At 49.2% G+C, this 22,630-nt stretch carries 18 protein-coding genes; 13 read left to right on the top strand and 5 right to left on the bottom strand.

Annotated elements, in window-relative coordinates:
- Positions 1-64: 64 nt before the first annotated feature.
- The 4 genes from folP (at position 65) to LX98_RS15505 (ending at position 6,088) form a co-directional block, all read left to right on the top strand.
- Complete coding sequence (gene folP, locus LX98_RS15520) at positions 65-940, top strand: dihydropteroate synthase (protein WP_496429767.1); 876 nt, start codon at positions 65-67, stop codon at positions 938-940.
- A gap of 189 nt (positions 941-1,129) precedes the next feature.
- Positions 1,130-2,479, top strand: a complete 1,350-nt coding sequence (glmM, locus tag LX98_RS15515; protein WP_496429766.1) for a phosphoglucosamine mutase — start codon at positions 1,130-1,132, stop codon at positions 2,477-2,479.
- Between the two features lie 75 nt (positions 2,480-2,554).
- Positions 2,555-5,098, top strand: a complete 2,544-nt coding sequence (locus tag LX98_RS15510) for a DNA internalization-related competence protein ComEC/Rec2 (protein ID WP_496429765.1) — start codon at positions 2,555-2,557, stop codon at positions 5,096-5,098.
- A gap of 261 nt (positions 5,099-5,359) precedes the next feature.
- On the top strand, positions 5,360-6,088 hold the full coding sequence (locus LX98_RS15505; RefSeq protein ID WP_496429764.1) for a pentapeptide repeat-containing protein: 729 nt from the start codon (positions 5,360-5,362) through the stop codon (positions 6,086-6,088).
- 227 nt (positions 6,089-6,315) lie between these two features.
- Here LX98_RS15505 and LX98_RS15500 read toward each other — a convergent pair whose 3' ends face one another.
- The 3 genes from LX98_RS15500 to LX98_RS15490 all read right to left on the bottom strand — a co-directional run bounded on the left by LX98_RS15500 (position 6,316) and on the right by LX98_RS15490 (position 11,471).
- Complete coding sequence (locus LX98_RS15500; RefSeq protein WP_496429763.1) at positions 6,316-7,077, bottom strand: ZIP family metal transporter; 762 nt, start codon at positions 7,075-7,077, stop codon at positions 6,316-6,318.
- Between the two features lie 86 nt (positions 7,078-7,163).
- Positions 7,164-10,874, bottom strand: a complete 3,711-nt coding sequence (locus LX98_RS15495; RefSeq protein WP_496429762.1) for an aldo/keto reductase — start codon at positions 10,872-10,874, stop codon at positions 7,164-7,166.
- Positions 10,875-10,964: 90 nt separating this feature from the next.
- The gene (locus tag LX98_RS15490; protein WP_496429761.1) at positions 10,965-11,471 is read right to left on the bottom strand and encodes a c-type cytochrome; all 507 of its coding nucleotides are present in this window, start codon (positions 11,469-11,471) and stop codon (positions 10,965-10,967) included.
- 256 nt (positions 11,472-11,727) lie between these two features.
- Here LX98_RS15490 and LX98_RS15485 point away from each other — a divergent pair, with 256 nt between their 5' ends.
- The gene (locus LX98_RS15485) at positions 11,728-12,348 is read left to right on the top strand and encodes a DnaJ domain-containing protein (RefSeq protein WP_496429760.1); all 621 of its coding nucleotides are present in this window, start codon (positions 11,728-11,730) and stop codon (positions 12,346-12,348) included.
- 36 nt (positions 12,349-12,384) lie between these two features.
- On the opposite strand, the gene arsC is transcribed toward LX98_RS15485, so the two are convergent.
- Entirely contained in the window at positions 12,385-12,735 is a 351-nt protein-coding gene (gene arsC / locus LX98_RS15480) for an arsenate reductase (glutaredoxin) (RefSeq protein ID WP_496429759.1), read from the bottom strand.
- A 136-nt stretch (positions 12,736-12,871) separates the two neighbouring features.
- Here arsC and LX98_RS15475 point away from each other — a divergent pair, with 136 nt between their 5' ends.
- Positions 12,872-13,234, top strand: a complete 363-nt coding sequence (locus LX98_RS15475) for a hypothetical protein (RefSeq protein WP_312646489.1) — start codon at positions 12,872-12,874, stop codon at positions 13,232-13,234.
- Positions 13,235-13,457: 223 nt separating this feature from the next.
- Here the strand turns inward: LX98_RS15475 and LX98_RS15470 are convergent, their stop codons facing one another.
- Entirely contained in the window at positions 13,458-14,312 is an 855-nt protein-coding gene (locus LX98_RS15470) for an NAD(+)/NADH kinase (protein WP_496429758.1), read from the bottom strand.
- 327 nt (positions 14,313-14,639) lie between these two features.
- On the opposite strand from LX98_RS15470, the gene LX98_RS15465 reads away from it, so the two are divergent.
- The 7 genes from LX98_RS15465 to rpoZ all read left to right on the top strand — a co-directional run bounded on the left by LX98_RS15465 (position 14,640) and on the right by rpoZ (position 22,608).
- Positions 14,640-17,069, top strand: a complete 2,430-nt coding sequence (locus tag LX98_RS15465; RefSeq protein WP_496429757.1) for an AAA family ATPase — start codon at positions 14,640-14,642, stop codon at positions 17,067-17,069.
- A 107-nt stretch (positions 17,070-17,176) separates the two neighbouring features.
- Positions 17,177-18,217 (top strand): tRNA (adenosine(37)-N6)-threonylcarbamoyltransferase complex transferase subunit TsaD, encoded by a 1,041-nt coding sequence (gene tsaD, locus LX98_RS15460; RefSeq protein ID WP_496429756.1) that lies wholly within the window; start codon positions 17,177-17,179, stop codon positions 18,215-18,217.
- A gap of 84 nt (positions 18,218-18,301) precedes the next feature.
- On the top strand, positions 18,302-19,951 hold the full coding sequence (hflX, locus tag LX98_RS15455) for a GTPase HflX (RefSeq protein WP_496429755.1): 1,650 nt from the start codon (positions 18,302-18,304) through the stop codon (positions 19,949-19,951).
- Between the two features lie 17 nt (positions 19,952-19,968).
- Positions 19,969-20,652 (top strand): endonuclease III, encoded by a 684-nt coding sequence (gene nth / locus LX98_RS15450; RefSeq protein ID WP_496429754.1) that lies wholly within the window; start codon positions 19,969-19,971, stop codon positions 20,650-20,652.
- Positions 20,649-21,527: a YicC/YloC family endoribonuclease gene (locus tag LX98_RS15445; RefSeq protein ID WP_496429753.1), complete on the top strand. Its 879-nt coding sequence runs from the start codon at positions 20,649-20,651 to the stop codon at positions 21,525-21,527. The genes nth and LX98_RS15445 overlap by 4 nt, the downstream gene beginning before the upstream one ends.
- 29 nt (positions 21,528-21,556) lie before the next feature.
- Entirely contained in the window at positions 21,557-22,162 is a 606-nt protein-coding gene (gmk, locus tag LX98_RS15440) for a guanylate kinase (protein WP_496429752.1), read from the top strand.
- 77 nt (positions 22,163-22,239) lie between these two features.
- Entirely contained in the window at positions 22,240-22,608 is a 369-nt protein-coding gene (gene rpoZ, locus LX98_RS15435) for a DNA-directed RNA polymerase subunit omega (protein ID WP_312646499.1), read from the top strand.
- The last annotated feature ends 22 nt before the right edge of the window (positions 22,609-22,630 follow it).

Raw genomic sequence — 22,630 nt, 5'->3', positions numbered from 1 at the left:
GCAGAAAGTCCTCTTTGATATTTACAACCCTTCGTGTCGATGAGTTGGTTAACGACATAGACGCATGAAACCCGCAGCTGTCTCAGGTCCCACGTTTACTGCAATCCGATGCAGGGAAAAGACGATGCCCATTGGGTCAAAGGTCTTAATCATGGGTATCTTGAACATGACCCCTGATTCTTTTTCTGATGATGGACATTCCCTCAACCCTGAGGCCGCCATTGAACGAGCACAACAGATGATTGCCGAGGGAGCGGACTTAATTGATATCGGGGGAGAATCGACGAGACCTGGAGCGTTATATGTGGACAAGAATGAGGAAATAAATCGCATTGCTCCCATTCTGACCGTGTTGAGAAAACTCACCAATATCCCCATTTCTATTGATACACGCAAAGCTGCTGTGGCTCGAACCGCATTGGATTTAGGTGCCGATATCATCAATGATGTGAGCGCTCTTCAAGATGATCCTCGAATGGCTCAATTGATTCAAGAAACCGGAGCAGGGTTGGTCCTCATGCACCGGCAAGGGCATAGTATAAATATGCAGCATGCCCCACAATATAAAGATGTCGTGGTTGAAATTAAAGACTTTTTATCTGAACGGGTCTCCATGGCTCGATCGATGGGGATTCCGGCAGATCATATTATAATTGATCCGGGAATCGGGTTTGGGAAAACCCTTGATCATAACTTAGAAATTCTTAGTAACATTGGGGAATTCCTTTCTTTGGGACACCCTATTTTAATTGGGGTGTCACGGAAAGCCTTTATAGGCACATTAACGGGAAAGCCGGTTGGAAAACGGGAATTCGGGAATGCTGTTGCGGTGGCCGCTGCTGTCTGGCAGGGAGCACATATTGTACGAGTTCATGAGGTGGGAGCCATGCACGATGCTATTAAAGTGGCTCAAGCTTTACAAAATTTGTGCGACAAGTAATAGGGTCGGTGGTAAGATCTCCCCCCGTGGCGTTTTCACTGCTTGGTCCGGCTTACGACAATTGCTTGGACTGGATTTTTTAAATGTTCGTTCCAGGCCTTTGATGCACTTTTGAGTGGTGCGACAACATATGTTTCCCGCTACTCAATTTTTTTAAGGTCTGAGTTTATTACTAAAAAAGGGAACCACATGGGGAAACTATTCGGTACGGATGGGGTGCGTGGGGTCGCGAACCTGGATCCGATGACTAGCGAAATGGCCATGAAATTAGGACGGGCGGCAGCCCATGTTTTTCGTAAACGTGATGGACGACATAAAATCATCATTGGCAAAGATACTCGTGTGTCCGGGTATATGCTGGAGTCGGCCCTAACTGCCGGACTGTGCTCTATGGGTGTGGATGTTTTATTAGTCGGACCCTTACCGACCCCGGCAATTGCGTTCATGACCCGTAGCTTGAGAGCCGATGCCGGGGTGATGATTTCTGCTTCTCACAATCCCTATCAGGATAATGGGATAAAGTTTTTTTCGAATGACGGGATGAAATTGCCGGATGAACTGGAACACCGTATTGAGAATCTTATTCTTTCCAATGAAATAGAGCATATTCGACCGACCGCTGACGCCATCGGGAAAGCCTATCGCATTGATGATGCTGAAGGACGATATATTGAGTTCGTCAAGCGTTCGCTTCCCCGTGAAATGGATTTTCAGAATATGCGAATTGTCTTGGATTGTGCCCATGGAGCAGCGTATCACGTTTTCCCAAAGGTCATTCATGAACTAGGCGCGAAGGTCTGGGTGATGGGCAATGAACCTGACGGTCTCAATATTAATGACGGGTGTGGTGCGGTGCACCCGGAACGATTACAGCAGATGGTTCGAGACCGGAAGGCCGACCTCGGTATTGCCCTGGACGGAGACGCGGATCGGGCTTTGTTTGTCTGTGAGAAGGGACAGGTGGTCGATGGAGATCATGCCTTGGCGGCTTTTGCTCTTGACCTTAAACGGCTAGGCCGATTACGACACGATACGGTGGTCGGAACCGTGATGAGTAATTTTGGGTTTGAGGTCTGTATGAGAGAGGCTGGTATCAATTTGGTGCGAACGGCTGTTGGGGATCGATATATCTTGGAGCGAATGGTGGCCGAAGATTTTAATCTGGGTGGAGAGCAATCCGGCCATATGATCTTTTTGGATTATCATACGAGCGGAGATGGAATGATCACCGGCTTGCAAATGCTGAAGCTGATGAAACGGGCCCAAAAACCGTTGTCGGAAATTGCCATGTGTATGCATTCGACGCCTCAAGTGTTGGTGGGAGTCACCGTTCCCCGCAAGCCAGACCTGCAGAGCCTTCCCCAGTTACAGCAGGCTATTCAAGACAAAGAGCGGATGCTGAATGGAACTGGACGGATTCTTGTACGCTATTCCGGTACGGAACCGTTGCTGCGAGTGATGGTTGAAGGTCAAGATAACCAGGTCATTCAGGAGATTGCAGAAGATTTAATCACAGTGGTGAAGTCCTGCATTCAGTAAGAGGCCGCTGTCGTCGATCTTGCTAAAGAGTTTCATTAACCATATGCATTGTCCTATGTGATACTCCATGGAGTAGTGTCCTACCTCACTGGGCTGTGGTTTGGCCCGTTTCTCACCTTCTTCCCCCTATCACTTTTGGGGGCTCTTTTTATTTTTGGGTGCATTCTCACCTGGTTTGAACAACAGCGACGTCTAACTCGAAAGACCGGGTTCATCATGTTTGCCCTTGTGGTGGGAGGAATTGGCCATGCTTATTGGGCCTCGACCACGCAATGGGATTTGAATCTAGTTATCGAAGCGGATGAACAGCCCATCTTCCTTGAAGGAACTATTGTTGCACCGGTCAGGCAGACTCCGGATGGGCTGATTTTGTTGGTGGAGGCGACCCATATGGTGAAACAGGGAGAGGAGCAGATGGCTCATGGGCGAATCCGTCTCTCTTGGCGGGAACCAGGTGCTTCTACATTAATTTACGGTGATCAGGTCGCCTTTATGGCCCGAGTACGCGAACCCTATGGAACCATGAACCCTGGCGGGTTTCATTATGGACGATATTTAAAACGGCAAGGAATTCATGCTGTCGCGACCGTGCAAGGCCCGGAAGCCATCAGGATTCAGGGCACCCAAGAGCGGACCACCCGTGGGTTGATATTGGGTGTGGTCGATCGCTGGCGCCAATCGATTCATCATGCGGCGGTCTCCAGTCTCACAAATCCTGCCTTGGGATTGTTCCTAGGGATGGTATTGGGAGAGCAAAGTTATATTGAGTCGGATATTCGGGACGCTTTTATGGCCAGCGGAACCGTCCATATTCTCTCGATCTCCGGATCTCATTTAGGGTTATTGGCCTTGTTGATTTTTGCCGGGGCGCGATGGAGTCTGCGCCAGTTACCGACGGTTTGGCTGGAACAACTTTCGTTACGACTCACCGCCACACGGTTTGCGGTTCTTATCACATTGCCGGCCGTCTCCTTTTATACCTTGCTGGCGGGAGCGGAAATGGCGACGGTCCGCTCATGGATCATGATCGTGGTGTGTTGTGCTGGCATATGGTTGGGAAGGGAACGCAATCTGGTGACGGCGTTAGCCCTAGCCGCCCTCCTTATGGTATTGCCGCATCCTGAGGCCATTCAGGATATTTCTTTCCAGTTATCATATCTCTCAGTTGCTGCAATTGCCCTTGTGGTTCAGGCACGGAGAGAAAAGGAATCCAATCTATTCGGATTAGATGCAGCCTTCCCACCAGCACAACCGACATGGCTCTTGGGACTCTGGCAAAAGACCGTATTAGCCTGGCTGATGACCCTCGCAGTCAGCTTGACCACTTTGCCTTTGGTCGCCCATGACTTTCATCAAATACCCTGGCTGGGGTTATTGGCAAATATGGTGATTGTGCCCTTGGTCGGCGCGATCATGATTCCTTTAGGTTTGTTGTCAGGGATGATTGTCTTAGTGGAGGGAGGAGGAACTCTCCCTTTGTCCAGTCTGAATCAATGGGTCTTTGACTGGCTGGCTCAGGTCGTGATGATGTTCTCACATGTTCCCGGAGCAGCCTGGTATGTCGCATCGCCGAGCTTGAGTTCGATGGTCGTCTTTTGGGGACTGTTGGCCGTGGTTGTGGTTATGTGGCATCGGCAGCTGATTCGATGGGGGTGTGGCACAATCCTGCTTGCGATTCTCCTGTGGTGGGGATGGTCCCCGCGCACAGGGTGGGATCCAGGAACCGTACGAGTCACGTTCCTGGATGTGGGACAAGGTGATGCCACCCTCATTGAATTACCCGACGGTCAAACCGTCTTAATCGATGGTGGACCATCCTATCGACGTTTGGATATGGGACGTGCCGTCATCGGACCGTATCTCTGGAATCAGGGTATACGAAGGCTGGATCATGTGGTTGCAACGCATCCGCAATGGGATCATGTGGGTGGCCTGCCGTGGGTGTTGGATACGTTCGAAGTGGGACAATATTGGGATAATGGCATCTCTCGCCCGGAACGCTTTTTCTCTCGCCTCCATTCGGCGGTGAAATCTGCTGGACTTCAGGAACAGACAGGCAAAGCAGGATCTGTCATTGTCAGCCCAGGACCTTGCTCTCTGACTGTGCTTGGTCCCTCCCCCAGCCCAGGGACGGAGGAATATGGTTCCTGGAAAGTGTCTAGTAGCAAGAGTCTCAATAATCGATCGCTTGTCACCAGGCTCGAGTGCGGGCCGCATTCATTTTTGTTCACGGCCGATGCGGAACAGCAATCTCTGAATGAATTGCTGCGGGTTTCTAATGGTCATTCTGCCCGCATCGTGAAAGTACCGCATCATGGAGCAAAAAGTTCTTTGCATCATGAATGGGTGAATCGCCTTCAAGCTGAGGCGATGGTTGTTTCGGTGGGCGCCCATAACCGGTACGGACATCCAGCTCCTGAGGTGTTGGATGCGTATGGACAGCGAGGCCTTCCTGTATACCGGACTGATCGCGATGGAGCAGTCTGGTTCATGGCAAGTATCGGATCGGAAGACATGACGGTGCAAACAGCGAGGGAGGAAAGCCTGCATCAGGTTCAAGCCGGCCTGCGTATGTGGGGAGAGGAATGGGGCAATTGGACTCGACTATGGAATCGATAAAAATGTGTTTCCAACAACCTGTCATTTGGATTTCGGGTTCTTCCTCATGATTGGCCTATTCGCCAGATTGCGAACCATCATGGGCATTTTACGATAAAATTGCCGTATTTGATAACTGGTGTGTGGGTTGGTCTACTCCCGCATATGAAGAAAGGTGGAGTGTTAAATTTTGTTTCAACGTTTTAAGCCATTGTCGAGGACAGATGTGTCAGCCAAAGATAAAATGTTTATCAAAATCGGATATGTCATTAAAGGAGTCTCATGGCGAATCAAGAGCAACTGAAGCTTATCAAGGCGGGGGTAAATATCTGGAATGCATGGAGAAAAGCCAATCCTTCCATTCGCATAGATTTGAGTGGTGGAAATTTCTCCAGACTGGAATTGTCCTGCGTCGATTTGGCCGGTGCTAACTTGCAAGATGTCAATTTCAATCACGCGGATCTTTCAGGTGCCATATTGTCCGGGGCTAATTTGACGGAGTCCAGTTTGTTGGAAACGAATTTGACCGGCGCGAACTTGGAAAATGCGAATGTGAGTGACGCTGATCTTCTCCGGGCCATACTCATACGGGCGAATCTTGAGCGGGCACATCTTGCCAAAACGGATTTAACAGGGGCAGATCTCACCGAGGCGAATCTGACTGAAGCGAATCTTCTCTTGGCCAATTTGCAAGGCGCAAAACTCATTGAGGCCAATTTGGAGGGATGTAAGCTGCGAGAGGCAAACCTGGGCCAGGCGGATCTTGCTAGCGCCAATCTTGGTCGTGCTGATTTGGCGCAGGCCAATCTCAAGCAAGCGAATCTAGGAGGTGCGAATGTTGAGCAGGCTTCACTGATTCAGGTGAATTTGCAGGAGGCTAATCTTCAGGATCTTTACAACACGACTCTCCTCCAATTGTCAAAAGCCAAATCGTTGCGGCAGGCTCGACTTGACCCACCAATCTATGCACAGCTTTCAAGGGAGTATCCTCAAATATGTGGAGAGGAGTAGTTGAGAAACTTTGTGAGGTGTTAAGAAATCTTCACTTGTGATGGAGAATTTCGCATGGAGACCAGACAGCTCATGCCAATAGTGGAAAACGGGATTTTTTGATCTTATCCTGAGAAGAAGAGACTCGCGGTTTTTTGTGCAAAAAGAAAGAGGGTGTTAGAAGGACGTGCAGCGAACTTTTGGTCGCCCTGAATTTCTAGAGTGCTAGACTTCAGCCCGTTGCCCTCTTACGTACGGATGCCGCTGACGATCTGCAGAAACATGGCCGTGAGGAACATGAGACTGATACCGGTGAAGACCCCATAGGCCGATTGGACCCGTCGGGTGGCGGTATAGAAAATCGTCGTGAGAGAAAAGATTACGTATAACAGCGAGCCCGCGGCTAATGCAAAAAACATGATGGTAAAATAGTGAGAAACCGCGAATCCGCTGATTAAAGTTCCCAGACAAGTTGGCAGACCTGCCAGCAATCCCATCAAAATGATATCTTTGAAACTCGGCCTTGATTTTCCAGCCGAGCCGATGATGGCAAATCCTTCTGTCCCATTGTGTAGAGCGAAACCCATAATGAGGACCCCGCTTAAGATCCATTCGCCCTGCATGTAGGCGGCGCCGATTGCCAGGCCCTCGCCCAAATTATGAAGGCCCATTCCTAGGGCAATCATATAGGGGAGAAAAAGCTTGGATGGCTCTGTCCGGTTACGACCCTGTTGGCGTTGCTCAATGAGGACCAGTCCCACAAACCCAATCAACAGGCTTCCGAGAAAGGCGACCCACGAAAGGACGTCTGTCGCGCCCGTGAATTCCACGGCCTCGTGCATGAGGTCAAAAAAGAGATAGACCAGTACACCGGTGGCGATTCCAGTTAAATAGCCTTCCCAAGTCCTGCTCAAGGCCTTTGCAACTATTAAGGCCAAGACAATGCCGAGATAAATCGGGAAAACCCCCGCAATCGCGCCAAGCCCGATTAATGATCCAATTGTTTCCATAAAATAAACTTATCAAATATTAGAGTTTGTTGGCAATAATGAAACTTGGTTTCATTTTCAAATTATAAATAATATGGAATTGGGTATCAGGGAACCTCGCGTGTATGAATAGTCTCAAATAGTGCTCGGGGTTGAGGGAGCGCTTCCCATTTCAGAATGGTCAGGGAGTCATCCACATAAACAGGATGTCGCATGCCGTTGAGCACACAGGTTACACCTGGGATACTGGCAACCGCCCAGAGAGCTTTACGGGCAAAGGGTTCTTCCCGGTTGGATTCTGGTATGAGGGGGTCAATGAGCTTACGAATTTCAGAGAGTTTCTTTGCACTTTTTTGGGCGGCCTCCATGCGCATGACCTTAAGGAGGGAGACGAGTTCAGGGACATAGCGATCGCGCCACGATTCCCATATTTGTTCCTCTTCCTGTTTGCCGGCGAAATGTCGGGTGAGCAGTTGGAAGACCTGATTGGCATGTGGGGCAATCGTTTGTGATTCAATTTGGTCCCAGTGCTCGAGATTTTGGATGGACGGACGAATCCGCTTTAGTTCTTCGGCCCAGTTGAAATAGTCCAGCGGAGCAGCCCCTTTTTCGGGGTTGGGGACTTGGGGTGCTAACACCTGCTTGTAGTCGTGCTCCAGCGCGGCGACTTTTGGTTGTTGGGCATCAAAGTTTGTATTGGAAATTTCCACCTGAGGGTCTGCGAGGCGGATCATGCCTCCGCCTTTTCCAGGAATGGCATTCAGAGGCCGGTTCACCAAGACAGCAATGTTGGCTTCCTGGGCGAATGCCAAGACCGTTTGCGCCTGTTCGGGGCCAGTATTGGGCGTGAGCAGGGCTCCCGATTCAAACACATTCATCGGGAGTTGCAGTATTCGAAAATGATGGTGCGGAATGCCGGCGTGCTTCGCGGCAGCCTCAGCGGCCTTGAGCATGCGAGAGAGTGAGGTGGCTTCGGGATTACCGGGTTTGGCCGTGCAGGTGTTGGAGGAGACACCATAGTATTGCAACCTGCCGGCGGCGATTTGTGTCTCCAGATAAGAAAATGCCTGTTGCAGGCGGCGATAAAACTCCTGCCGGAGATCTTCAAGTCTGATGGGATCAATCGACAAATTCCTGTTCTTGGCATCGGAGAGAAAATATTCTGGATTGTGCAGGAGGCAGATATCCAGAGTTTCCAGTCCCAGGCGATCAAGGGACAGAATGAGTTGTTCTTCGAGAAACGAAGGATGGAGGCAATGCCAGATGCCTTCGCCGTATTTGACCATCTCGGGAAATGGTTTGCCGGCTTGTTCCCTGGTCTCAGCGCGCGTAAGATTATTTCCCTGCACATAGCCGACTTTGGAAACCACGATGACTTCATCGCGAGAGACAACCTCTTTTGCGATGAGATCCTTGAGCACAACACCCACCAGGCGTTCGCTCCCACCGTCGGCATAATTGGTGGACGTATCGATAAGGTTGCACCCGCCTTGTAAAGACTTTTCAAGGGCCCTTCGGTGGTCTTCTACTCCAAGATTGATCCGGTAACCACCAAAGCCTATCCGAGAAGTGGTCAATTCGGTTGAACCCAAAGAGGTATATCCATGAGAGGAAGGGCGCAAATCCTGGGGGCTGGCCAGGATTCTGGCCACGTACTGGCCCGTCCCTTGAGGAGTGGCATGTCCGGAAAGTCCCTGGCTGGTCAGTGCTTGCACGGGTGGGTCCGGTGAGGTGATGGTTCCCTGAGAAAAGGTCAATACGTCAATTGCCTTTTGAGGATCGGTAATTGGAGCCTGACAGGCAAAGTTCTTACAGACATAGAGCGCGGCTTGCCCATTGACCAGGGTTTTCCCAGTTAACAGGGGATGAGGGGTTTCAGTCTCCAGCTCTTCCCGATAGGCCAAAATGCGATACGGTACGAAACACGCATTAACCGCCGTGCGGAGTTGTCTATATCCCTTGTCTGTGGGAGATCCCACGAGAGCCAATTCCACCGGGCCTCGTAATAAAAGATCGACGACCATGAGACTTTTGGGAAACCCTCGTGGCACCTGACCGATTTGTTGTCCATAGGCACGAATAGCATTGGTCGCGGCTTTTCGGAATTCTTCGCGATCACAGTGAAATGATAAGCGGGCTAACGCCGATGCGGCCACCGCATTTCCACTGGGGGTTGCACCATCGGCGCCTTCCCGCCCCCGGATAATTAAGGCCTCATGATCGGCGGCTGTGGTAAAGAATCCTCCATGGTCTCGATCTTCAAAGTCTTCAATGAGGCGTTCTGCTAATGAGACCCCTTCATGGAGATACCGTTCATACCCCGTGGCTTCATAGACATCGATCATCGCCTCGGCCGCATAGGCATAATCTTCCAAGCAGGCATTAAGATGGGCATGCCCTGCCCGATAGGTGCGCCAGAGCCGGCTTTCCGGCCGTGAAAGCGTGGTCAGCAGGAAATCGGCAGCCCGCATGGCACCATCCAGATAGGGTTGGTGGCTGAATACCCGACCGGCTTCGGCCATCGTCCCGATCATCATGCCATTCCAGGCGGTGATGATTTTGTCATCCAGTCCCGGTGGTACACGATTCAGGCGAGCCTGATACACGATTGATTTTGTACGCATGATGGTCTCACGTAAGTCTTCAGGGGAACAGCCTAATTCCTTCGCTACGGTTTCTGGTGATTTTTTTGTGCGTGGGATGTTGGTGTGTTCCCAATTGCCTTCATCCGTGATGTCGTAATACGCGCAGAAGCGAGTGGCGTCTTGTTCGTTTGTCAGAATTTCACGTATCTGTTCCGGCGTCCACACGAAAAACTTGCCTTCTACACCTTCGCTGTCCGCATCAGTGGCTGAATAAAAACCACCTTCCGGTGCAGTCATTTCTCGCAAAATGTAATCTAAGGTCTCTGTGGCGACCTGGCGGTATCGATTCTCACCTGTGACTTGAAACGCTTCAACGTATGTCCGTGCAAGGAGTGCGTTGTCATACAGCATTTTTTCAAAGTGCGGGGCTAACCATTCGTCATCGGTGGAATAGCGAGCAAATCCTCCACCGATATGATCATACAGTCCGCCTTCGGCCATCCCATCCAGGGTTTTGGTGACCATGGCCAGTATTTTTTTCTCTCGGCTCCAGTGATATTGGCGCAGGAGAAAGGAAAGGCCGGTGGAAGGTGGAAATTTTGGTGCACGTCCAAATCCCCCGTAACGTGCGTCGAAATCACGGGCATATTGCTTGACGGCATCTTCAATCTCGGCTGCACCAACAGCAAGGGGAGACGCGGGGTGCAGGGCGTTTCGCAGGCGTGCGGTGAATCGACTGGCTTGTTGGGTGATGTTGGATTGATCTTTCTTCCACCCCTCCCCAATGTTTGTCAGGATTGATCCGAATCCCGGACGACCATAGCGGTCGGTGGGAGGGAAATAGGTTCCCGCAAAAATGGGTTCCTGATCAGGGGTGAGAAATACGGTCATGGGCCATCCGCCGTGCCCCTGGTTCATGGCAGTCGTGGCCTGCATATAGATTTCATCCAAATCCGGACGTTCTTCCCTGTCCACTTTAATATTCACAAAGTACCGGTTCATCAGGTCTGCAATGGCCTGATTCTCAAAGGATTCCCGCTCCATTACGTGGCACCAATGGCAGGCTGAATAGCCTATGGAGAGCAAGATAGGCTTATTTTCTTTTTTTGCCAGATTCAGCGCCTCCTCTCCCCACGGGAACCAATCGACCGGGTTGTAGGCATGTTGAAGGAGGTAAGGGCTCGTTTCGTGACTCAGACGATTGGGTTGGCGTTCTGTTGTGGATTCAGACATAAGGGCTTTTCACTCAACGTGATGATAGGATAATAAATAATAATAGAGGGTTGTATTCCGAAGTAATTATTTCGTTAGGAAAAAGAAGTATTATGGTTGTTGTTCTCCGAGGCTTCGTTCATACAGCAACACCTTCCATCCATCTTCCTCCGAAATGAAACCCTTGGGCTGGACAACTGGAAGCATTCCCGTTCCGGGGACCCGGCCTGTCTGTCCCATGCTTCCGTTTTTGAGGACCCACATCATTTCACCCGGTGTTCGATAGGTGTTAAACTTCGGGTTGGTAAAATTTCTCGGTTGAATGGGAAGGTTTTTTGCGGCCGGCCCATCTCCTTTTCCTTCGGCCCCATGACAACTAATACAGCCTCCACGTCCCAGAAAGATTTCTTTTCCTTCGGCAAGGATTTCCGACGTGGGCTCAATGGGAGGTTTCGTCGATTTGGCTTTGGCTATCTCATTCGAGGGGACCCTGGAGATTTTGATGTTGAATTCACCACCTGCGCTGCCATAGCCGGCAGGGTTGACTGACCAGGCTGTTGGCGTAAGGATGATGGAGAGAATAAAGCTACTTCCCAAAATAAGCAGGCAGTGATTCATGAAACCCTCCTTCAATAAGATTTGGGGAAACTAAAAAAAGTTAAATACTTGGGAGATAACTCATGTTCCTTATATCTTAAGCTTTTCAAGGGTTCACAAAGGTCATCAGGATACCAATCATCAAGCTGGGGGGCAATCTCAGCTATTTATTACCTATTTTCAATTGGGAGCTTCACTTGTAAGTCATAACAAACATCCTTCCATGGTGGCCAGTTATGGTACAATTAGCCCCAAATTTTTCTTGAGCGTTGGCTTTATGGCGTTAAATGAACACAATCGTCGGAAATTTGTGGCTGGCATGAGTCGGCGGATTGCTAAGCTTCGTGATCAATCTGAGCAAAGCTTGGATTTTGCTATTGAAACGATGTTTCAAGAGCGGACAGAGGCCTATTTGCATGTTGAGCAAGGGTTGATTGAGGTTGATCATATGTTGGGGCTGGTGGAGGGGGAGTTGGAGGATATTACCGAATTGACTACGGCCCAGCGCTTGGAATCGCGCTTAGAATTTATTGAAGACCGGTTTGAAGAGTTTGAAAGTGAGATCAGGCAGCGTCCTCGGCGTCGAAGGCACAAGATCAATCTCTTTAATTTTTTCAAGGCTGCTGGCGGCGGCGGAGGTGAGGGAGAGCCCACTTCTGTTCGTGGGGAAATTCGTTCGTCTGTCCAAGCCTATGAAGTGCTGGGTGTTGAATTCGGAAGTCCTTTGCCAGTGGTGACTCGAGCCTTTCGAGAGCGGGCGAAGAAGATACATCCTGATATTCGGCAAGGCGACCGCAGTTCCGAGCCGGAACTGCGGCGTATTATCGAAGCCTACCAGTTTCTCAAAACCGACTATTTCGGCAGTACGGCCTCAGATTCTATCCAGCGGCCATTTTGACTAGTGGTTCGCCTCAATTCTCACGGGAAGATTTGGTTAAAGAATTTTGGTGACGGTTTCCGGAGGGCGGGCGAGGATTACTTGATCCCCTTTTTGGACCAGAGGACGCTGGATGAGATCCGGGTGTTTGATGAGGATGTCTAATAGTTCATCATCGGTGAATTCTGAGTCTTGTAAGTTCAGCTTTTTGTATATCTCTTCCTTTTTACGGATAATTTCTGACGATTTAATCCCCGCTTTTTTGAGTAGCCCTTTAAGCGTGGATTTAGAAAAATTTTTTTCGTAATAGTTTATGGTCGTAAAGGGTTGCCCGCTTTCCTCCACTAATTTGATGACCTGTCGGCAGGTGGAGCAGGTTGGTTTGTGATAAATGAGGATGTCAGCCATACATACGTCTCCTTTGTGATTGGTCTGTCAATTCCATCAGCCTTGACCTCCTTTTTGGGGCCATGCTACAAGCTGGTCCAGCAATTAGCGGAAGGATCAGTCTGATGAATACATTTGATAGAGAGATTTTGCCAGAATGAGCGAGCCAAACCCAGCTCAAGACTTTTTTTGTGCATCTGAGACCGAGCGAACCTTAAAGGATCTTCGGATTAAACGTAAAGGTCAGCCCGTGTATGTGATGGGTCATGAAGATCGGTATAAGGGCAAGGAAGGGGTATTTGAATTTTTTAACGTTCGGCTTGCAGTGGTCAAGTTTCCCGATGAAAAATCCCTAGGATTCGACCCCATTGATTTATTGTTGCCGTGCGAGATCAACGAGGAGGGCGTGCCTTTTTTTGAAATTCGGTATTGCGAAACGTGCGATCAAGTTTTTCCTCTCACCGCATCTGAATTTTATGCCCCTGTCGAGCGGAAAGAATGTCCTGAGTGTGCACCATAAGTCTCTATTGAAAGTAGAGCCTTCCCTGCAGACTGCTTGACTGGGCATTTTCCGTTTTCTTTCCTTTTTTTTTAATTCAATCGTTTATTTTTCTTTGATTAAGTACGGGCAGACTGTCTTGATGAATAAATTAATTGAAATTTCAGATTTGCCAGGCTATCTAGCCAATGGGATAGTCAATAAAATTGGTCGTGTTGGTTGTAGAGAGTCTTGAAGGCCGGAGTCACCCATCCCCCCACTTTAATTTTGTACGTAATACCTCAAAGTAGCTTCGCTCTGGAAAACGAATAAGATGCGTGCGGTGGTCTGAGGCTCGCACTTGCACAAGATCACCAGTTAACATTTCCACTCCCACTTGGCCATCTATGGTCGCCATGGCTGGTTCCTGACTTGTCAGTTCAATGGTAATCGGCACATCACCAGGGGCGAGGAAGGGGCGGTGGGAAAAGGTGTGCGGGCAAATTGGATTGATCAGCAATACTTCCAGCCGTGGATCTAAAATCGGACCCTTTGCCGAAAGGGAGTAAGCGGTCGATCCCGTCGGGGTAGCGACGATCAGTCCATCACCACGCAAGTTTGTCATAAATGCGTGATTCACCCATATTTTAGTGGCGATCATTCTCGCTAAATGGCCTTTACTGATTACCACGTCGTTTAAGGCTGAGTAGGTGCAGAGAATTTGGTCACCGCGTTGTAGCTCGACTTTTAGCATCAGGCGTTTATCCAGGCGCCATTCCCCTACGAATACTTTTTCTAAGGCTGTGGGGAGATCGTCGAAATTGATTTCAGTGAGGAAACCCAGACCTCCCATATTGACTCCCAGGATGGGAATTCCTCGTTGTTCAACAAGCCGTGCTCCGCTTAACATCGTGCCATCGCCACCCAATACAATAAGGAGGTCGGCTTCCTGGGCAATCTGAATACGTGTGGGACTATCCGAAGTAGGAAATCCTTGAGTAGAATCAAGAATGACGGTTTTGTGATGTGCCACCAACCAATCACGGAGATGGGAAACCTCCTTCAGAATGTTAGGGGCGTTAGGTTTGGTGATGATCCCGATGGTCTGAAAGGTAGACATGAGCTTAAATTAGGGAATGGTGTTGCCAGGCGTCAGGATGGTAGTGTCTTCGCTGATCTGATAGCAAGCGAGGAGATTTTCGAGGATGGCGTCGGCAATTTTATCTATGTGTGACAAGAGGCTTTTCTTAGTCTATTTTGATTGGTAGACTAAACTATCATTTCTATTGCTGAGGTCTCTCATTTCTAGCTTCTGACTTGACAGTTTTGAGGGATCACGGATAGACTGAAATTGTGAATTTTTCTCGAATTTCTTTGTGGATAATAGACGATAATAGACGAATGTGTGAGCGAAAAGTTTCGCGAATAATCGGCTAGAGGAGGTCCAATGTTCGAACGATTCACGGATCGTGGTAGAAAAATCATCATCCTTGCCAGAGAAGAAGCGGAACGGCACCAAAACGATTATCTGGGTACTGAGCATTTGGTTCTCGCGATTCTCCGAGAGTCAGACGGCATAGCCTTGATGATCATCAAAAAAATGGGTCTCTCGCCGGAACAAATCCGCCTGGAAATAGAACGGAACCTGCCCGGGGGCGGGACAACGGTTACGTTCGGTGAAATCCCATTTAGTCCCAGAGTGAAGAAGGTGATTGAGTATGGTGTTGAGGAGGCCAGACTGCTGGGGCACAACCATATCGGGAGCGAACATCTCCTTCTAGGCCTGCTTCGTGAGGAAGAAGGAATTGGGGGGAAAGTTCTTCGTAGTTTAGGGGCCAATCTTTTAACGGCTCGGCAATTGACTGTCACATTTCTTCGAAAATCAGGAACCCGGGAGCGAGATAAAAAGAGTAGCACACCTGCGCTAGATGAATTTGGTAGGGATTTAACGCAATTGGCTCAGGAGGGAACGCTAGACCCTGTAATTGGACGTTCAGATGAAATTCAAAGGGTTCTTCAAATCCTCAGCCGTCGAACAAAAAATAACCCGGCATTAATTGGTGAATCCGGTGTGGGAAAAACAGCCATTGTGGAAGGGCTGGCTCAGCGTATCATTGGCCTGGATGTTCCAGACAATTTATTGAATCGTAGGGTCATTGCCTTGGACCTTGGTTCCTTGGTAGCAGGAACAAAATATCGTGGACAATTTGAGGAACGTCTCAAGGTAGTGATGAAAGAAATTTCCCAAGCTGGGAATATTATTCTCTTTATTGATGAACTTCACACGTTAGTCGGTGCGGGTGCTGCTGAAGGGTCCATTGATGCTGCGAATATGTTAAAGCCGGCCTTGTCCCGTGGGGAAATTCAATGCATTGGTGCAACGACTCTGGATGAATATCGAAAACATATTGAAAAGGACGGGGCTCTCAAGCGGCGGTTTCAGCCTATTTATGTTCAGCCTCCTTCAGTAGAGGAGACTGTGCAAATCATTCAGGGGCTTCGTGATCGATATGAAGAGCATCATGGAGTTGAAATTACGGATGAGGCGGTTGAAGAGGCCGTGAAACTGAGTGAACGGTATATCACTGACAGGTTTTTACCTGATAAGGCTATTGACCTTATCGATGAAACCGGTTCGCGAGCAAAGCTGCTAACATATGCTCTCCCCCCTGAGTTGAAGTCGCTGGAACAGGAACTCAAAAGAGTCGCTCGTGAAAAAGAAGTGGCAATCGGGCTTCAAAATTTTGAGGAAGCCGTGAAATTTCGCGAAGAGGAAGAGCGATTCCGTAAATTATTAGATGATTCCAAGCGTGATTGGAAGAAAAAGCAAGAGAAAAATAAACCGGTTATCTCAGGCGAGGATGTGGCGTATGTCATTTCTAAAATGACTGGGATCCCTCTCTTTAAACTTGAAGAAGAAGAAACTGAAAAATTGTTACACATGGAGGATTACCTTCACAAACGTATTATAGGACAGGAAGAGGCCATATCCGCCGTCTGTCGGTCCATTCGTCGGTCGCGGGCTGGTTTGAAAGATGCCAAAAAACCCATTGGTTCGTTTATTTTCCTTGGACCGACCGGGGTAGGTAAGACGGAGTTGGCTCGCGCATTAGCAGAATTCTTGTTCAATACTGATGATGCGTTAATCCGAGTAGACATGTCAGAGTACCAGGAAAAATTTACCAGTTCACGGCTGTTTGGAGCCCCTCCGGGTTACGTGGGGTATGAGGAAGGTGGACAATTGACGGAGAAAGTAAGACGTCGTCCCTATTCAGTTGTCTTATTTGATGAAATTGAAAAGGCCCATCCAGATATTTTTAATGTGTTGTTGCAGGTACTTGATGACGGAGTATTGACGGATAGTTTAGGTCGGAAAGTGGACTTTAAAAATACCATTTTGGTGATGACCTCAAATTTGGGGACTCGATTCATTCAAAAGGGTGTATCCCTTGGGTTCCAGCGTGATGTAGAGGCTGAGCATACTTCACGTATGCGAGGTGAAGTCCTTGCCGAGTTAAAGCGGCATTTCAGTCCTGAATTTTTAAATCGTATCGATGAATTAGTTGTCTTCCACCAACTGACGAAAGAACATTTGGTGAGTATCGTTGATATTCTTATTGGAGAACTTAATTCTCGTCTTGTGGAAAGAGGAGTATTTTTAGATGTCACTGACGAGGTGAAACAGTGGTTGATTGACGAAGGGTTTGAACAACAATACGGTGCCCGTCCCCTTCGCCGGACTATTCAACGCCGACTGGGAGATCCTCTCTCTGAAGAACTGATTAAGGGGCGGTTTAAGGATGCCAAAAAGATTAAGGTTGTCCTGACCGATCAGACTCCAAATTTCATTGAAGAAGAGGTGTTAGCGAGTGTCTGATTGGATATAGGGATGGTCAAATCCTAGATGAAACCCTCAGGACCGCGAGTCCTGGGGGTTTTGTTGTTTTTTGACAAATGAATTTTGTTGCTGAAAAGGACTCTTAAGTGATTTTAGGAATTGAAACTTCCTGTGATGAAACGGCCGTGGCTGTGTTGGATGGCGAAGGTCATATCCTTTCCAATATTTTGGATTCTCAGGTTGAGGTGCATGCCCGTTACGGGGGAGTCGTCCCGGAATTGGCTTCCCGGCGTCATATGGAATGTCTGGAACTTTTGACAAGGGAAGCTTTGGGTCTGGCCAATGTTTCTCTTTCCCAATTAACGGGAATAGCGGTCACCAATCGTCCAGGATTGGTAGGGGCCTTACTCGTTGGAGTAAATTTTGCCAAAGCTCTGGCGTTTGCCACCAAAATTCCCTTGGTGGCAGTGAATCATTTGGAGGGGCATTTGGCGTCCGCATGGTTATCGAATCCAAATTTCCCAACCCCGGCCATGGTCTTGATTGCATCCGGTGGGCACACGCATTTGGCATTGGTTCCTCATCGTGGAGAATATCAGTTCATTGGATGGACGATGGATGATGCAGCAGGAGAAGCGTTTGATAAAGGGGCCAAAATGCTTGGGCTTCCTTATCCGGGTGGTCCGGCAATTGACCGGCTTGGCCAACAGGGAAATGCACAATATGTATCATTCCCCCGCCCAACTCTTCAAAGCCAAAATTTTAATTTCAGTTTCAGTGGGCTGAAAACCGCACTTCGATATTTCGTGCGGGATGAACAACAAAAGGGGAATTCCCCATTGCCCGTCGCTGATATCGCGGCCAGTTACCAGGAGGCTATTGTGGATGTGCTGGTAGACAAACTTTGTCGCGCTGCCCGTCAATATGAAGTGAAAGGGATCTCTGTCGTGGGAGGAGTGGCTGCAAACTCTCGTCTTCGCCTGAGGCTTGAGGAGCGCGCTCGCACATTTGGGCTGCATGTGACCCTCCCTCCACGTGCGCTCTGCACAGACAATGGTGCCATGATTGCAGCTGCGGGGTTGGAAAAACTTAAACGCAAGGAGAGAGCAACATGGGATGTGGATGCGCTTTCAACGTTGCAATGTAAATACGATGAGTCTTCGATGGCTGGACTTCCTTCTCAATGAATCAGATGATATCGCAAAAGGAGAAGAATCATTCCTGTTGTTCTCGGTAATCTTCATGGGTTAAAGGCTAATCACATTAGCCGAATGGAGCGTCTCTATCGTCGACGGATCCCTCCAGAAAAAGTTGTGACCCCGGAGGTGGCTCGGGAATGTGCCGAACTCACCTATGAGACGAGACGGCAAATTGGGCTTTTGGTCAATCGACAAGGCCAAATTGAATCGGTTTTAATCGGTGACCATCACGAATTAGTTATTCCCCATCTTTCGCGGACCCGGTCGGGCCTTCGGTTATTGCGAGGGGTTCGTTTAGTCCACACCCACCTCAATAATCAACCCCTGACCCAGGATGATTTGACCGATCTGGCTCTTCTTCGATTGGATTTAATTATGGCGCTTGGTGTGGGAAAAGATGGGAGCCTTCGGGATGCTTATGTGGCGCACATTCTTTCGAACCCCATCAAGGGCCGAACCACGGTGGAGTTGCCGCCTTGTGCCTTTCACTCGTTTCAGTTGGATTGCCAGCAATTTATTCAATCATTGGAGCAAGAAATTGTTCGCTCGAATCCAGGTTTACGAGAAGGTGTTCGGGAGGGCAGGGCGCTCCTGGTTAGTGTCAGCACGGGGAATGCCGCTTCTGAAGAAGGGCGTCTCCAGGAATTACAAGAATTGGTGCGTGCCCAGGACGTGGAAGTTTTAGGGTGTATCACTCAACGGTTGGGAGCGATCCATCCGAAGTTTGTCGTCGGTTCGGGAAAGATGAAAGAGTTGGCGATTCGAGCGCTCCAATCCGGTGCCGATACCTTGATTTTTGACCAAGATTTAACCCCGGCTCAGGTACGGGGTATTTCGGAAATCACGGATCTGCGGGTCTTGGACCGCTCACAAGTGATTCTCGATATTTTTGCACAGCGGGCCCATTCCACCATTGGAAAAATTCAAGTTGAATTGGCTCAGCTGCGGTATCTGCTACCACGACTTGCCCAATCCAGTACGGCTCTTTCCCGGTTAGCGGGAGGAATTGGCACACGAGGGCCTGGAGAAACCAAGTTGGAAACGGATCGACGTCGAGCCCGCGAGCGCATTCAACGTTTGGAGCGGGACTTGGAGTCTATGGCACATGGTCGTCAGGAACAACGAAAAATGCGCATGAAGCGAGGACTTCCGATTATATCCATTATTGGCTATACCAATGTGGGGAAGTCGACTCTGTTAAATGCGTTGACAAAGAGCCAAGTCTCTGTAAAAGATCGTGTGTTTGAGACACTTGATACGGTCAATCGCCGCTGGTATTTACCTGGATTAGGCGACGTCATTTTGACAGATACCGTTGGATTCATCCGGGATTTGCCAAAAGACCTCATGGCGGCATTTCAGACCACCTTGCTGGAATTGCAGAAGGCCGATGTGTTGCTCCACGTGATAGATGCTCATGTCCCCGATCCCGGGCAGCACATCATTGCGGTAGACAATATATTAAAGGAATTAGGGATTGAAAACATTCCATGCCTGCGTTTTTTTAATAAAGCCGATCTAATGGTGGAAGAAGACCTGCAACTCCTCTGTCAGCGATATGGAGGAATGGGGGGATCGGCGTTACAAGATGCGTCACTTCTTATGATTCAACAAGAACTCACGTCCTTGCTTCGTGGCCTTCAGGCAAAAGATGGCAGGACGGGGAAGTGTCAGGAGATGCCTCTCTATACTCTTCCGGCTCCAGCCGAGACCTTTCCATGAGGGGTCTTGCGTCACCGATGAGTCGTCTCAAAACAGCACGATCTCCGATGGAATCGCCGGTAGAAGCGAAAAAGCGGGTACGTCGGATCCTTGCCGCCTTGGATCAATCCGTTCCTGACGTGAGAGTAGAATTAGATTCCTCCAACCGGCTTGAGTTGTTAGTCGCCACAATTCTTTCGGCCCAATGCACAGACCAGAGAGTCAACCAGGTGACTCCGAACCTGTTTGCCCGCTATCGCACGGCACAGGATTATGCCAGTGCGGATCCAGCCGAATTAGAAGCGCTTATTCGGACAACGGGATTTTACAAAACTAAAGCGCGTCATCTCATTGGGTGCGGCCAAGCTCTGGTGCAGTGTTTTCACGGAATGGTGCCTGGAACGATGAAGGACTTAACTACCCTGCCCGGCGTTGGACGAAAAACAGCCAATGTCATTTTGGGGAGCTCTGTGGGAGAGCCTGCCATTGTGGTCGATACTCATGTGAAGCGGGTAGCCAATCGCCTCGGATTGACGAGAAGCCAAGACCCGACCAAAATTGAAGAGGATCTTCAACGCCTCTTACCCACATCGCAATGGACGAACGGGGCTCAGCGCCTCCTGCTTCATGGGCGATATGTGTGTTTGGCCCGAACGCCCAAGTGTGATCATTGTGTGCTTGATTCAGACTGTGGATGGGAAGGAAAACGAAAGCCAACATGAAAAGTATGACCGGTTTTGGAAAACGAGAATCGCTTTGTCAGGGAACCATGGTGGGGGTTGAAGTGCGATCGGTGAATCATCGATTTTGCGAGTTGATGGTGCGTCTGCCTAAGTCTCTGTCTCATATGGAGTTGGAACTGAAAGAGCAAGTCAAGCGTACCTGCGAGCGTGGTCGCATTGAATTGACCGTGACCATGAATGGTGGAGGATCTGGAGGCACGAAGATTGTCCAATTAGATCACGCCATGGCGAAGCGGTATATTCAAGGGTTGCGGGAAATGCAACGGGAATTCAAGCTGAGTGGAACGGTGGATGTGAATGTGGTGGCAGGGTTTCGGGATCTATTTTCCACCAGGGAGGAGCCCCTGGTAATTAAGGATGTTCCGAAGGTCGTTGAGGGGTTAGTCCAGCGTGCCTTGACCGATTTAGAAAAAATGCGAAAGAAAGAAGGTTCTGCCTTACAAAAAGATCTCTTGCAGCGTGTTCAGATAGTCGAGGACCGGCTTCATGTGGTTCAGCAACGCATTCCTTCTGCACTGCAGGTGTCCGCGGATCGTTTGAAAGCTCGTGTCGCCAAGTTATTAGAGGGGGAGCGGGTACACGACGATCGAATTGCTCAAGAAATAGCCATGTTGGCAGAACGCTCAGACGTGACGGAAGAATTAACACGGTTGGAAAGTCATGTGACACAATTTCGTTCCACACTCAAATCCAAAGGCCCTGTGGGCAAGCGGCTTGATTTTCTTCTCCAAGAAATGGGCAGGGAAGTCAATACCATTGGATCAAAGGCGAACGACTCCGAGATCTCCGGGCAGGTTGTGGAGTTAAAGAGTGATTTAGAAAAAATCCGTGAACAGGTCCAAAATATTGAATAATCAATCGATGTCATAACGTCGGAGGAACGGTGGGAGTCACGGGAAAAAAATTGTTATTTGTCGTATCAGGTCCTTCTGGAGTGGGGAAGTCAACGCTCTGCCGGCACATTTTGAAGACAATTCCCGACATTCGCCTTTCGGTTTCGTACACCACGCGAAAGCCACGGTCAGGCGAGACGGATGGCAAGGAGTACAAGTTTATTTCGGAAACAGAGTTTCACACAAAAATTTCCGAGCACGCATTTGCTGAATATGCTGAAGTCTATGGACGATTATACGGAACGCCATGGAAGGAGTTGGAGCAGGAGTCCGGATCGAACACGGATATCTTGTTGGATATCGATGTCCAGGGTGCGCGGCAGGTCATGAAAACGCTTCAAAAAGCCGTGACCGTGTTTATTCTGCCTCCTTCATTAGAGGTGCTTCGGACCCGTCTGGTCGAACGAGCGACGGATACAACGGACGAGCAGGAGCGTCGGTTTCAAAAATCCCAGGATGAGATGCGGAGCTATTCGGAATACCAATATACGATTCGTAATGAAACCTTGGAACAGGCCATCGAGGAACTCCAATCCGTCATTATGGCTGAACGTGTTCGAACCATCCATATCGATGCCGCGCATGTGTTTCGGTAATTGCTGCATTGAGGGGATTGATTTGTGTAGAATCAACAGGAACGTGTGTTTTTCACAGAAAGGAAAGAGGATATTCAATGGAAGCATTATCGTTACTACCCCAACATCACCAAAAAGAATTTGATTCGCGGTATCGGATTGTGCTGATTGCCGCCCAGCGGGCCAAACAATTGGTTCGGGGTGGAGAGCCGTATGGAGCCAGTAAATTTTCGAAAGACACCTCAAGAGCCCTGGAAGAAGTGCTCAACGGGCAGGTTCCGTATTTAATTGGCCAGGAAGCCAAAGAGGCCATTAAAAATGCCAAACGCGCGAATGAACGTCCCATTGATCCGGCGCTTTACGCACAGCCGGATGAAAACGCGCAAGAGATCAAAAAAGAATTGAGTGTGTATATTGATGACACGGCTCAACATCTTGGCACGGTGGTCGAACCTGAAGAAGCATAGTTGAAAGCATTTGGCGAAAGAC

This window comes from Nitrospira marina, assembly GCF_059568365.1.
This window is presented reverse-complemented; position numbering and strand designations above follow the sequence as displayed.

Excerpts from the sequence above, each read along its gene's own strand:
- folP (WP_496429767.1), top strand. The coding sequence starts at position 65 with ATGAAACCCGCAGCTGTCTCAGGTCCCACGTTTACTGCAATCCGATGC.
- LX98_RS15475 (WP_312646489.1), top strand. The coding sequence starts at position 12,872 with ATGAGCGAGCCAAACCCAGCTCAAGACTTTTTTTGTGCATCTGAGACC.
- LX98_RS15470 (WP_496429758.1), bottom strand. The coding sequence starts at position 14,312 with ATGTCTACCTTTCAGACCATCGGGATCATCACCAAACCTAACGCCCCT.
- rpoZ (WP_312646499.1), top strand. The coding sequence starts at position 22,240 with ATGGAAGCATTATCGTTACTACCCCAACATCACCAAAAAGAATTTGAT.
- LX98_RS15445 (WP_496429753.1), top strand. The coding sequence starts at position 20,649 with ATGAAAAGTATGACCGGTTTTGGAAAACGAGAATCGCTTTGTCAGGGA.
- glmM (WP_496429766.1), top strand. The coding sequence starts at position 1,130 with ATGGGGAAACTATTCGGTACGGATGGGGTGCGTGGGGTCGCGAACCTG.
- nth (WP_496429754.1), top strand. The coding sequence starts at position 19,969 with ATGAGTCGTCTCAAAACAGCACGATCTCCGATGGAATCGCCGGTAGAA.
- LX98_RS15505 (WP_496429764.1), top strand. The coding sequence starts at position 5,360 with ATGGCGAATCAAGAGCAACTGAAGCTTATCAAGGCGGGGGTAAATATC.
- LX98_RS15465 (WP_496429757.1), top strand. The coding sequence starts at position 14,640 with ATGTTCGAACGATTCACGGATCGTGGTAGAAAAATCATCATCCTTGCC.
- LX98_RS15495 (WP_496429762.1), bottom strand. The coding sequence starts at position 10,874 with ATGTCTGAATCCACAACAGAACGCCAACCCAATCGTCTGAGTCACGAA.
- LX98_RS15490 (WP_496429761.1), bottom strand. The coding sequence starts at position 11,471 with ATGAATCACTGCCTGCTTATTTTGGGAAGTAGCTTTATTCTCTCCATC.
- arsC (WP_496429759.1), bottom strand. The coding sequence starts at position 12,735 with ATGGCTGACATCCTCATTTATCACAAACCAACCTGCTCCACCTGCCGA.
- LX98_RS15500 (WP_496429763.1), bottom strand. The coding sequence starts at position 7,077 with ATGGAAACAATTGGATCATTAATCGGGCTTGGCGCGATTGCGGGGGTT.
- hflX (WP_496429755.1), top strand. The coding sequence starts at position 18,302 with ATGGAGCGTCTCTATCGTCGACGGATCCCTCCAGAAAAAGTTGTGACC.
- LX98_RS15485 (WP_496429760.1), top strand. The coding sequence starts at position 11,728 with ATGGCGTTAAATGAACACAATCGTCGGAAATTTGTGGCTGGCATGAGT.